The sequence below is a fragment of the Streptomyces sp. JH34 genome (assembly GCF_029428875.1).
GTDB lineage: Bacteria > Actinomycetota > Actinomycetes > Streptomycetales > Streptomycetaceae > Streptomyces.
Window position 1 is genome coordinate 5,554,835 of the sequence record NZ_JAJSOO010000001.1, and the last position, 11,701, is coordinate 5,566,535.

An 11,701-nucleotide genomic window follows, 5' to 3' on the forward strand; every position below is an offset into this window, starting at 1 on the left:
CTTCCTCCGGCGGACGTCTTCCACTTCCGTCGGAGGGACGAGAGCCGGAATCTGCTCCCGCGGTACCACCCTCCTTGGCCACGGGCATGCACCCATGGCCCCCTCATTGGGTCGCGACGCCGGGTCTAGTGACCTTGTCGACACGGGCGGGCCCATGTGTCCAAAGCTTTCTTCCGGCGGCTCCGGGGTGATCTTCACGACGCGCTCGCCCCCGGGCTCCCACCGTCCCCGGGTCGCTCCTGGCTGCGTACGACGCTACTCGTCCCGTCCATGCCTCTCGCTGCGGCCAGTGTACGGGCCCACACGGGCGACGGCCGACCGGTTTGTCAGGGGGCGGGGCTTGACCCGAATGGCCAGTCGGGGCGGACGGAGTCCCGGAGCGCGTAACGGGGGCGGATTACCGGGCGGGGAGCTGGGCACAACGGTTGCAGGCGCGCCACCAGCATGTCGCCGTGAGGGGCAGGACGGCGGCGTGCCCCGTTGCCGCGGGGCCGGGGCCGATTTATCGTCCCAGCACGATTCGCGTGCAAGATCACAATATGTGAAGGGGCCGCGGCCATGGTGGCGAAGAAGACCGCCGTATCGAGAACGGCGTCCGAGGGATCCACGGCTGCGGCTGCCGAGGAGGAGACCGCGAGCGCCGGCGCGGAGACGGGCGAGGAGAAGCCGGCGGGGAAGGCCGCGAGGAGGACGGCCGCCGGGAAGAAGGCGGCGTCACGTCCGCCGGAGCCGGAGCAGGCCGGCCAGGACCCGGCGCACGACGAGCCGCCGGCGAAGAAGAGCACGGCGAAGAAGAGCGCAGCCAGGAAGACGTCGAAGAAGGCCACGGGGGCGGCTCAGGCCGCCGAGCAGACAGGAGCCCACACGGTGGTAGCCAAGAAGAGCGCGGCCCGGTCCACAGCTGCGGAAGAGGGCACCGCCACGGCGGTCCCCCCGGCCAGGGGCGGAGTGGCCACGGCGCCCGCGGACCTGGCGGTCAGGCCGGGGGAGGACCCCTGGACCCCTGAGGAGGTCGAAGAGGCCCGGACCGAGCTGACCGGCGAGGTCCTGCGGCTGCGCAGCGAGCTGGAGGCGTCGGGAGAGGCCCTGGCCGGCCTGATGCGTGACTCCGGGGACGGAGCGGGCGACGACGACGCGGACACCGGCACGAAGAACATCACCCGCGAGCACGAGCTGTCCCTCGCCGCCCACGCCCAGGAGACCCTGGACCAGACCGAGCGCGCCCTGGCCAGGCTCGACGCCGGCACCTACGGCCTCTGCGAGGTCTGCGGCAAGCCGATCGGCAAGGCGCGGATGCAGGCCTTCCCCCGGGCCACGCTCTGCGTGGAGGACAAGCAGAAGCAGGAGCGGCGCGGCCAGTGAAGTCCGCGGAGCCGGACCCGGCCCGGTCCGCACCCCGCGGGGCCGTACCGGGCCCGCGCCTCCCCGAGGCGTGGGCGCACGGCGCGTCGGGGCAGGTGGTCCGGGCCTGAGGCCCCTGATCCCGGCGGCGTGTCGTACCCTCGTCCTCAGTCAGGTACCTAGGGTTGAGGGACTCACGTGGCAGAGGCGGAGCGCATCATCGGTACGCCGGACATCCCCGATGCCGAGGGGGCCGAAGGGGCTCAGCCCCCGCAGCCCTCCGAGGGCCCGGTCCCAACCGGGACCGGCGGCACCGGCGGCGGCCGGGGCAGGAAGAAGGTCCTCGTCCTCCTCGTGGTGGCCGTCCTCGCCTACCTGCTCGACCTGATCAGCAAGATGATCGTGGTCGCGAAGCTGGAGCACGAGGAGCCCATCGAGATCTTCGGCGACTGGCTGAAGTTCGACGCGATCCGCAACGCGGGTGCCGCCTTCGGGATCGGTGAGGCGTTCACCGTGATCTTCACGGCCATCGCCGCCGTCGTGATCGTCGTGATCGTGCGGCTGGCCCGCAAGCTCTACAGCCTGCCCTGGGCCATCGCCCTGGGGCTCCTGCTCGGCGGGGCGCTCGGCAACCTCACCGACCGTGTCTTCCGCGCGCCGGGCGTCTTCAAGGGCGCGGTGGTCGACTTCATCGCCCCGGCGCACTTCGCCGTCTTCAACCTCGCCGACTCAGCGATCGTGTGCGGCGGGATCCTCATCGTGATCCTCTCCTTCAAGGGCCTGGACCCCGACGGCACCGTGCACAAGGACTAGCGGGCGCAAGGCATACTCGACTGGTGAGTACGTATCCCGAGGTCCGCACCCTGCCCGTACCCGACGGCCTGGAGGGTGAGCGCGTCGACGCCGCCATCTCCCGGATGTTCGGTTTCTCCCGCACCAAGGCCGCCGAACTGGCCGCCGCCGGGAAGGTCCAGGTGGACGGCGCGGTGGCCGGGAAGTCCGAGCGCGTGCACGGCGGAGCCTGGATGGAAGTGGAGATGCCCCAGGCACCCGCACCGGTCCAGATCGTCGCCGAGCCCGTCGAGGGCATGGAGATCGTCCATGACGACGACGACATCGTCGTCATCATGAAGCCGGTCGGTGTCGCCGCCCACCCCAGCCCCGGCTGGACGGGCACCACCGTCATCGGCGGCCTCGCCGCGGCCGGCTACCGCATCTCGACGTCGGGTGCCGCCGAGCGCCAGGGCGTCGTGCACCGGCTGGACGTCGGCACCTCCGGCCTGATGGTCGTGGCCAAGTCCGAGCGGGCCTACACCCTGCTCAAGGCGCAGTTCCGCGACCGGGTCGTCGAGAAGAAGTACCACGCGCTGGTCCAGGGCCACCCGGACCCGATGAGCGGCACCATCGACGCCCCCATCGGCCGGCACCCCCAGCACGACTACAAGTGGGCCGTCACCGCCGAGGGCAAGCCCTCCGTGACGCACTACGACCTCATCGAGGCCCACCGTGCGGCCAGCCTGCTCGACATCAAGCTGGAGACCGGGCGCACGCACCAGATCCGCGTGCACATGTCCGCGCACCGCCACCCCTGCGTCGGCGACCTCACCTACGGCGCCGACCCCACGCTGGCCAAGCGCCTCGGCCTGACCCGCCAGTGGCTGCACGCGGTCCGGCTCGGCTTCGAGCACCCCGCAGACGGCGGCTGGGTGGAGTTCGAGAGCACCTACCCGGACGACCTGCGCCAGGCCCTCGACACCATCGCGGCGGAGAGCCAGTGACCGCCGCGCCCACCCCGTACAGCACGCGCAGGGCCATCGACGAGACCGACCTCGCCGCCTGCTTCCAGGTGCGCAAGGACGTCTTCGTCGGCGAGCAGCAGGTGCCCGAGGACATCGAGTACGACACCCACGACGCGACGGCGACGCACGTCCTCGCGGTGGCCGCGGACGGCTCCGCCCTCGGTACGGGACGGCTGCTGCACGGTGAGGCGGCGGCGGGGAAGACCGGCGGCGACCACACCTTCGGGTCGCTCGGACGGCTCGCCGTGACGCGCGAGGCCCGCGGCCTGGGCGTCGGGGCGGCACTGGTCCGTGCGATCGAGGACGAGGCCCGTGTGCTCGGCCTGGCCGCCGTCGACCTGCACGCCCAGACGCACGCGCTCGGCTTCTACGAGAGGCTCGGCTACACGGCGTACGGCCCCGAGTTCCCGGACGCAGGGATGCCGCACCGGGCCATGCGCCGCGCACTCTGACAGCGGCCCGCGCGGGGGTGCCACGGGCCCGCATGGCACGCTGGGAGCCTTGACCGGCTGACCAACGAGCCCCGGGCCCGGCGCGCTGCGGAAGGTACGACGTGGACCAGATGGCACTCCTGCTCCTGCTTCTCCTGGGAGCGGTGGTCACCGTGCCGCTGGGTGAGCGGCTGGGCCTCCCCGCGCCGGTGCTGATGACGCTCGCCGGTGTCGGCATGGCCTTCGCGAGCTTCGTCCCCGACGTGGACATCCCGCCGGAGATCATCCTGCCCGCCCTGCTGCCCACGCTGCTCTACGCCTCGGTGCAGCGCACCTCCTGGCGGCAGTTCGCATCCAACAAGCGGCCGATCTTCCTGCTGGCGGTCGCCCTCGTCTTCGTCACGACTGCGGCCGTGGCCACGGTCGCGAACGCCCTGGTGCCCGGACTGCCCATCGCCGCCGCCGTGGCACTGGGCGCCCTCGTCGCCCCGCCCGACCCCGTCGCCGCCACGGCGGTCGCGGGCTCGGTCGGCCTGCCGCGCAGGCTCGTCTCCATCCTGGAGGGGGAGGGGCTGTTCAACGACGTCACGGCCATCGTCCTGTACCACGTGGCGATCGCCGCCGCCGTCAGCGGCACCTTCTCGCTCCCCGAGGCGTTCGGGCTCCTCGTCCTCTCCGCGGTCGTCGCCGTGGCCGTCGGCCTGGTGCTCGGCTGGCTGACCATCAAACTCATGGGCCTGCTGGGCGACGCCACGCTGCAGGTCGGCCTGACCCTGCTGGTGCCCTTCGTCAGCTACGTCCTCGCCGAGGAGCTGATGGGATCCGGCGTCCTCGCCGTCCTCACCACCGCGCTCTTCCTCGCCGAGCACACCGCGGACGCCGACGACGTCCTCGGGCGGCTCACCGGCCGGTCCTTCTGGGAGATCGTCGACACCCTGGTGACGGGAGTCGCCTTCGGCCTCATCGGGCTGGAGCTCCACACGGTGTTCGGCACCGCCGACGGACGCGAGCTGCGGTTCGTCGGCTGGGGCCTGGCGATCGTCGCGGTCGTCGTCGGCGTACGGCTCCTGTGGCTGCTGCCGGCCACCTGGCTCGCCAAGCGGCTGCACACCCGCCGCGACTACAGCGAGGAGATCCCCACCAGCTGGCGCGAGACCGTCGTCATGTGGTGGGCGGGGATGCGCGGGGTGGCCTCGGTGGCACTGGCCCTGGCGATCCCGCTGGAGACGGATGACGGGAAGCCCTTCCCCGGCAGGGACGAGATCATCTTCGTCGCGTTCGCCGTGATCATGGCCACGCTCGTGTTCCAGGGCCTGACCCTGCCGTGGCTGGTGCGCAAGCTCGGGGTGCGGGCAGACACGGACGCGGAACAGGCCCTGGAACGGGACCTCGCGATCCGGGCGGCGAAGGCGGCCAAACACAGGCTCGCGGAGATCGAGGGCGTCGAGGACCTCCCGGAGGAGATCCTGGAGAGGCTCCAGCGCGCGGCCTACGACATCGGGGCGCGGATCAGCCCGGACATGGTCGACGACGAGCGGCGCGAGGCGTACGCACAGCGTGCCGAGCGCTTCAAGGCGTTCGGCCGGGTGCAGCGCGAGCTGCTGTCGGCGGCCCGCCACGAGGTGCTCTCGGCCCGCAGCGAACCCGGCTCGGACCCGGAGGTCGTCGACCGGGTGCTGCGGTACCTCGACGTCCGCAGCCTGCGCTGAGGCACGGACCCGTCACGGAGGTTCAGCCGCGTCCCGTGCGGGGGGCCTTGTCCGGTGTGGGCACCCCGCCGCGCGACGGCGTCCGCAACTCCGCGCCCGTCAGTTCCCGCCAGTGGTCGCCGGGCGGCAGTGCCGCGGGCGACGTGACCACGCGGGGCAGCGCGTACGGATGGTGGTCCCGGAGCCAGCCGATCATCTGCTCGCGCACGGCGCAGCGCACCGTCCAGATGTCGTCGGCGTCCTTCGCCGTCACCACGGCCCGCACCTCGATCGTCGTGGGGGTGGTGTCCGTGACGGCCAGGGACCAGTCCCGGCCGTCCCAGGCCGCGCACTCGCCGAGGAGGTCACGCAGCTTCTCGCGCATCGCCGCGACCGGGGCCGAATGGTCGAGCTGCAGGAAGACGGTGCCGGTCATCTGCACCCCGCCGCGCGACCAGTTCTCGAAGGGCCTGCTCGTGAAGTAGGACACCGGCATCGTGATCCGCCGTTCGTCCCAGGTCCGTACGGCCAGGAAGGTCAGGGTGATCTCCTCGACCGTCCCCCACTCCCCGTCCACCACCACGGTGTCGCCGATCCGCACCATGTCGCCGAAGGCGATCTGGAAGCCGGCGAAGAGATTGCCGAGGGTCGACTGGGCGGCGACACCGGCCACGATGCCGATCACACCGGCGGAGGCCAGCATCGAGGTGCCGACCGTGCGCATCGCCGGGAAGGTGAGCAGCATCGCGGCGGCCGCGACCGTCGCCACCACCGCGGTGACCACCCGCTGGATCAGGGTGACCTGGGTGCGGACCCGCCGGACGCGGGCGGGATCGCGGGTGGAGGTCGCGTAGCGGGCGTACGAGGACTGCACGACGGTGGCCGCGACACGGATCACCAGCCACGCCGACGCCGCGATCAGCACCAGGGTCAGGACCTGGCCGATCCCCGCCCGGTGGTCCCGGACCACCCCGAGCCGGATCTGGCCGAAGCTGGCCCTCAGCAGCGCGGTGCAGAGCACCACCTGCAGGGGTGGGCGGCAGAGCCGCAGCAGACCCCACAGCGGCGTCTCGTGGTGGCGGCTGTCGGCGCGGCGTAGCAGCAGGTCGACCAGCCAGCCCACCAGCAGCGTGATGATCAGCGACCCGCCCACCACGAGCATGGGCCGCAGTACGTTCTCCATTCCGTCGTCCTCCAAGTGATCGGGGCACAGCTGGCACCATGGGACGCATGAACATCATGCTTTTCCACTCGACCTACGGTCTGAGGCCCGCTGTGCACGCGGCTGCCGACCGGCTGCGCGCAGCCGGTCACGAGGTGCGCGTGCCCGATCTCTTCGAGGGACACACCTTCGACACCGTCGAGGAGGGAATGGCCTTCAAGGACCAGGTGGGCAAGGACGAGTTGCTCAAGCGTGCCGTCCTGGCCGCCGCGCCCTACTCCGACCAGGGCCTCGTCTACGCGGGGTTCTCGTTCGGGGCGTCGGTCGCGCAGACCCTCGCGCTCGGCGACGCCAAGGCCCGCGGGCTGCTGCTTCTCCACGGCACCTCGGACATCGCGGAGAACGCCTCGGTGGACGAACTGCCCGTGCAGCTGCATGTGGCCGACCCCGACCCGTTCGAGTCGCACGACTGGCAGACCAGCTGGTACCTCCAGATGCAGCGGACCGGCGCGGACGTCGAGGTGTACCGCTACCCGGGGGCCGGGCACCTGTTCACCGACGCGGATCTGCCCGACTTCGACCAGGACGCGGCAGAACTGACCTGGAAGGTCTCGCTCGGATTCCTGGCGACCCTGTAGGCCGCCCGCACGACACGAGGGCCCGAACGGGTTCGGGCCCTCGTGTCCGTCCCCGCTGTGGGGTCAGCCGGCCCGGTAGGCGGTCCAGCTGTCGCTCATGCGCTGCACCTGGCCGCCGGTGAACTGGTACATGCACGCGTCGTACGTGTAGTCCATGAAGTTGTGGACCGGGTCGGCGCCCGGCTTGTTGACGCACGTGTCGCGGCCCGTCGGGCAGGCGTAGGCGGCGCTCTTCTCGGCCGGGGTGTCCTCGACGTAGTCGCCGTTTCCGTTGCAGCCGCCCTGGAAGGTGTGGTAGAGCCCCAGCCAGTGACCGACCTCGTGCGTGGCGGTGTCGCCCTCGGCGTAGTTGGTGGCGGAGCCGCCCGGCAGTGACGTGTCGAGGACGACCACGCCGTCCATGGACGGGTTCGAGCCGTAGGAACTCGGGAAGGTCGCCCAGCCCAGCAGGCCGCCGCCGAGGTTGGCGCTGTAGACGTTCAGCGCGTCGGCGCCGCCCTGGCGGAGCGCGGACTTCATGGCCTTCTCCGCGGTGGAGCCGGAGCTCAGGTTGTACCAGGACGCGTTGTCCGTGTAGTCCGTGCCGGCGAGCGTGAAGCGGAAGCCGGAGTCGGTGTTGCCCGTCCCCTGTCCGCCGTAGGCGGCGTTGAGGACGCTCAGCTGGTTGTCGACGGCGGTCGAGGAGAGCTTCCCGGTCGTCCCGGAGTGGATCACGTGGAAGTAGACCGGAATGCTCGCTCCGGCAGCGGCTGTCGAGCCCGCGACCCGGCGGTCGGCCAGTCTCTCACGCAGATCCGCGTCCATGGCCTTGGCCTTGGCGGCACTGACCTCGTTGGGCTCGGCCGCGTGACCGGTGCCCCCCGGGCGTGTCTGACGGGCCGTCGCACCTGCCTCGGGGGCATCGGCGCACTCCTGTGCGGTCGGTGACGCCGACGCCGCGGCGACCGCGCCCCCGGGGGCGCCGGAGAGCGGAGCCAGGGCAAGAGTTCCGGCCAGGAAGGCCGTGCTCAGGGCGTGACGGCGCAGACGTGGTGATATGCGGACAAGAGCGCGCACAGTGACTCCTAGCGGGCGTGTGGGTGAGAGGAACTTCCTCTCCCGCCGCCGGGAGATTACGTGGCCATGTCACGCCTGAGCAGAGTTGATCAAGCCAATTGGTCTTTCCGTAAACCAGGGCAAAGGGGGGCGAAATTCTCGGCGCGTCCCAGGGGTTGAGATGAATGCGTAACGTCTGGCGCTTTCCGGACGGGTGGTGTGTCCGGATTCGATCCATGGATGGCACCGTTCGCCGTCGACGGTGTTACCGCTCTGCGCGAGTTCGGCGATGGCTGAAACTGATCGGTCGAGCTCCCGCTGGGCGCCTGTCGGGGCCTTCTGGATGCCGCTGTGCTGCGCCGCGGTCCGCGCGGACCGGGGACACGGGAACCACCGACGGCCCCGGGACACGGGAACCACCGACGGCCCCGGGGCGGCGCCCTGCCGACGCGCAGAGCGAACAGGCGGGCGAACCTGAGAGGTTCGCCCGCCTGTCGGTGATCCGCTACCCGAAGCCGTGCCTCCGGTCACGCGGAGGCCGGAGGCTTCCCGTCAGCCCTTCAGCGCCTTGGTGATCGCGGTGTTGAAGTCGGCCACCGTCATGGGGGCGTTCTTGCTGCCCTCCGCGGTGAGTGTCTTGCCGTCCATCTTGAGCGTCGGCGTGCCCTGCACCCCGCTCTTGTCGAACGCCTTGGACATCTTGATCGCCCAGGCGTCGAACGTGCCGTCCTCGACGTCCTTCTGGAAGGCCTTGTTGCCCTTCAGCGCGTCCACCGAGTCCGCCACCTCGATCAGGTAGCTGTCCTTGGCGAACTTGTCGTTCGTCTCCTCGGGGTGGTACTTCGCGGAGTACAGCGCGGTCTTGTACTCCAGGAAGGCCTCGGGGCTCACGTCGAGCGCCGCGCCCAGCGCGCTCAGGGCGTTCTTCGAGCCCTCGCCGCTGTCCGAGTTGTCGATGAAGGTCGCACCGACGTACTTGATCTTGTACTTGCCGGCGTCGACGTCCTTGGACACGGTCTCGCCGACCGTCTGCTCGAACGTGGCGCAGATCGGGCAGCGCGAGTCCTCGTAGAGTTCCAGGGTCTTCTTGGCGCTCGACTCACCGATCACGACGGTCGTGCCGTCGTCCCCCGACGTGTTCTTGGGCGCGGTGACGTTCTTCGCGTCCCCCGCGGCCTCCCAGGCGGAGGGCTTGTTCAGCTGCATCACGCCGTAGCTGACAGCGCCGGCGACAGCCAGCACGGCCACGACCGAGACGCCGACGACGACCTGCTTGCGTGCCTTGTCCTTCTTGGCCTGGCGCTCGCGCTCCGCGCGCAGCCGCTCGCGGGCGGCGGACTTGTTGGCCTGGCTGTTGCGCTTGCTCATGGGGATGCTCCGTAGGTGGGGGTGGCTCGAAAGGGGGCGTACCGCGTACTCAGGCAGGAGTGAAGGCCGAGTACGGCGGACCCCTCCGTCCCACGGAGTGCACCAGGAAGCGGACGGGGGCGAGCGGGTGCGGGCGGCCGGCGCGGAGGGCCCCGGGCCGTCCACGGCGCCGGGCCGTGCCGGTCACGGCGACCGCGGTGAGCAGCGGGCGGAACGCGACGGCGGCCGCCGCGCACAGCAGGCCCGCCAGCGCCGACTCGCCCCGCCGCAGCCAGGCGGCGGCCAGCAGGCCGACCGCCACGTGCGCGGCCAGCAGCAGCCAGGGGACGGCGGGGCCCGGAGAGGCGAGCAGGGCGGCGGCATGGCCGCCGTTCCCCGTCACCCCGGCCAGGGGGGCGCCGACCGAGGCCACGCCGGAGAGCCCGTCGGCCCCGGACCCGGCCTCGCCGCCGCACAGCACGTCGACGCCCACGGAACGCAGCGGGCCCGCGATCGGGCCGCCCGCGGCGCCGTAGCAGAGGTGCTGGCCGGTGGTGAACACCGTGTCGGCGGCCAGCTCCAGCGGAACCAGCAGACCGGCGATCGCCCCGAAGCCGCGCTCCCGGCCCGCCAGCGCGAACGCCACGGCGAAGACCGCCCCGGCCAGCAGCGCGACGACGGTCAGCGGCAGCGGGACCCGGGACAGCAGCACATGGGACGCGGTGGAGAGCGTGACGACGAGCGCGGTGAACAGCGCCGCGCGTACCGCTCTGATCCGTGTCGCTGATACGTCCATCGCCGGAGAGTGTGTCATGCGTTCCCGTAAGCGAGCCGTGAGGATCCGCGGGACCCGGTGTCCGGGCCCCACGGACGGTCCTACAGGCCCGGGATGCGGCCGTTGCGGAAGAGGTCGACGAAGATCTGGTGGTCGGCCCGGGTCCGGGCGCCGTAGCTGTGCGCGAAGTCGACCAGCAGCCCGGCGAAGCCCTCCTCGTCCGCGGCGATGGCCGCGTCGATCGCGCGTTCCGTGGAGAACGGCACCAGCGAGTGCCCGCTCTCGTCGTCCGCCGCCGCGTGCATCGTGGCCGTGGCCCGGCCGAGATCGGCGACCACCGCCGCGATCTCCTCCGGCTCGTCGATGTCGGACCAGTCCAGATCGACGGCGTAGGGGGAGACCTCGGCCACCAGCTGGCCGGACCCGTCCAGCTCGGTCCAGCCCAGCCACGGGTCCGCGTGCGCCTGGAGCGCGCGCTGCGAGATCACCGTGCGGTGCCCCTCGTGCTGGAAGTAGTCCCGCACGGCGGCGTCCTTGATGTGCCGGGACACCGCCGGCGTCTGCGCCTGCTTGAGGTAGATCACCACGTCGTTCTCCAGGGCGTCGCTGTTGCCCTCCAGGAGGATGTTGTACGACGGGAGACCGGCCGAACCGATCCCGATGCCCCGGCGGCCGACGACGTCCTTCACCCGGTACGAATCGGGCCGGGTGAGGCTCGACTCCGGCAGCGTCTCCAGATAGCCGTCGAACGCCGCGAGCACCTTGTAGCGCGTCGCCGCGTCCAGGTCGATCGCGCCGCCGTCGTCGGTGAACCGGCGCTCGAAGTCCCGGATCTCCGTCATCGAGTCGAGCAGCCCGAACCGGGTCAGCGCGCGGGCGTCACGCAGGGCACCGAGCAGCGGGCCCTCGGCGGTGTCCAGGGTGAACGGAGGCACCTCGTCGTTCTTGGCGCCGGTCGCCAGGGCGTGGATCCGCTCCCGGTAGGCGGCCGCGTAGACACGCACGAGCTCGGTGATCTGGTCGTCGCCGAGGGCCTTCGCGTAGCCGATCAGGGCGACGGACGCGGCGAAGCGCTTGAGGTCCCAGGTGAAGGGACCCACATAGGCCTCGTCGAAGTCGTTGACGTTGAACACGAGCCGGCCGTTGGCGTCCATGTAGGTGCCGAAGTTCTCGGCGTGCAGGTCACCGTGGATCCACACCCGGCTCGTTCGTTCGTCCAGGTAGGGACCGGTGTGCTGCTCACGGTCGAGATCGGAGTAGAACAGACCGGCCGAGCCCCGGTAGAACGCGAAGGCCGAGCCCGCCATCTTGCGGAACTTCACCCGGAAGGCTGCGGGGTCGGCGGCCAGGAGCTGCCCGAACGCGGTGTCGAAAACGGCGAGGATCTGCTCCCCGCGCTGCTCTGCGCCGGTCTGCGTGTCCGACATCGCTGGGTGCCTCCTGGTACATGGCGTTCATGACATTTGGGACGGGCGTCCCCGGTCT

At 71.2% G+C, this 11,701-nt stretch carries 11 protein-coding genes; 6 read left to right on the top strand and 5 right to left on the bottom strand.

Translation table 11 applies throughout. From position 1 onward, the window contains the following. Nucleotides 1–558: 558 nt before the first annotated feature. From LWJ43_RS24925 to LWJ43_RS24945, 5 genes are all read left to right on the top strand, one after another. A complete protein-coding gene (locus LWJ43_RS24925) occupies nt 559–1,362 on the top strand; it encodes a TraR/DksA family transcriptional regulator (protein ID WP_277334440.1) in 804 nt (267 codons plus the stop codon). A gap of 177 nt (nt 1,363–1,539) precedes the next feature. After that, complete coding sequence (lspA, locus tag LWJ43_RS24930) at nt 1,540–2,154, top strand: signal peptidase II (RefSeq protein ID WP_277334441.1); 615 nt, start codon at nt 1,540–1,542, stop codon at nt 2,152–2,154. 23 nt (nt 2,155–2,177) lie between these two features. Next, on the top strand, nt 2,178–3,119 hold the full coding sequence (locus tag LWJ43_RS24935) for an RluA family pseudouridine synthase (protein ID WP_277334442.1): 942 nt from the start codon (nt 2,178–2,180) through the stop codon (nt 3,117–3,119). Continuing rightward, entirely contained in the window at nt 3,116–3,592 is a 477-nt protein-coding gene (locus LWJ43_RS24940) for a GNAT family N-acetyltransferase (protein WP_277334443.1), read from the top strand. Before LWJ43_RS24935 ends, LWJ43_RS24940 begins: the two co-directional genes overlap by 4 nt. 101 nt (nt 3,593–3,693) lie before the next feature. Then, a complete protein-coding gene (locus LWJ43_RS24945; protein ID WP_277334444.1) occupies nt 3,694–5,280 on the top strand; it encodes a Na+/H+ antiporter in 1,587 nt (528 codons plus the stop codon). 22 nt (nt 5,281–5,302) lie between these two features. Here LWJ43_RS24945 and LWJ43_RS24950 read toward each other — a convergent pair whose 3' ends face one another. Then, nucleotides 5,303–6,442, bottom strand: a complete 1,140-nt coding sequence (locus LWJ43_RS24950) for a mechanosensitive ion channel family protein (RefSeq protein ID WP_277334445.1) — start codon at nt 6,440–6,442, stop codon at nt 5,303–5,305. A gap of 38 nt (nt 6,443–6,480) precedes the next feature. Between LWJ43_RS24950 and LWJ43_RS24955 the strand changes: the two genes are divergently transcribed. After that, nucleotides 6,481–7,059, top strand: coding sequence for a dienelactone hydrolase family protein (locus LWJ43_RS24955; RefSeq protein ID WP_277334446.1), 579 nt, complete (start codon nt 6,481–6,483; stop codon nt 7,057–7,059). 63 nt (nt 7,060–7,122) lie between these two features. Here LWJ43_RS24955 and LWJ43_RS24960 read toward each other — a convergent pair whose 3' ends face one another. The 4 genes from LWJ43_RS24960 to LWJ43_RS24975 form a co-directional block, all read right to left on the bottom strand. Then, complete coding sequence (locus LWJ43_RS24960) at nt 7,123–8,115, bottom strand: zinc metalloprotease (RefSeq protein WP_277334447.1); 993 nt, start codon at nt 8,113–8,115, stop codon at nt 7,123–7,125. 531 nt (nt 8,116–8,646) lie between these two features. After that, nucleotides 8,647–9,462, bottom strand: coding sequence for a DsbA family protein (locus tag LWJ43_RS24965; RefSeq protein ID WP_277334448.1), 816 nt, complete (start codon nt 9,460–9,462; stop codon nt 8,647–8,649). Between the two features lie 49 nt (nt 9,463–9,511). Next, on the bottom strand, nt 9,512–10,237 hold the full coding sequence (locus LWJ43_RS24970) for a hypothetical protein (RefSeq protein ID WP_277334449.1): 726 nt from the start codon (nt 10,235–10,237) through the stop codon (nt 9,512–9,514). 80 nt (nt 10,238–10,317) lie between these two features. Beyond that, nucleotides 10,318–11,643, bottom strand: coding sequence for a DUF2252 domain-containing protein (locus LWJ43_RS24975; RefSeq protein ID WP_277334450.1), 1,326 nt, complete (start codon nt 11,641–11,643; stop codon nt 10,318–10,320). Between the last annotated feature and the right edge of the window lie 58 nt (nt 11,644–11,701).

Bases quoted from the DNA above. Each gene is read 5' to 3' on its own strand.
- LWJ43_RS24950 (WP_277334445.1), bottom strand. From the start codon at position 6,442: ATGGAGAACGTACTGCGGCCCATGCTCGTGGTGGGCGGGTCGCTGATC.
- LWJ43_RS24975 (WP_277334450.1), bottom strand. From the start codon at position 11,643: ATGTCGGACACGCAGACCGGCGCAGAGCAGCGCGGGGAGCAGATCCTC.
- LWJ43_RS24970 (WP_277334449.1), bottom strand. From the start codon at position 10,237: ATGGACGTATCAGCGACACGGATCAGAGCGGTACGCGCGGCGCTGTTC.
- LWJ43_RS24925 (WP_277334440.1), top strand. From the start codon at position 559: ATGGTGGCGAAGAAGACCGCCGTATCGAGAACGGCGTCCGAGGGATCC.
- LWJ43_RS24955 (WP_277334446.1), top strand. From the start codon at position 6,481: ATGGGACGCATGAACATCATGCTTTTCCACTCGACCTACGGTCTGAGG.
- LWJ43_RS24965 (WP_277334448.1), bottom strand. From the start codon at position 9,462: ATGAGCAAGCGCAACAGCCAGGCCAACAAGTCCGCCGCCCGCGAGCGG.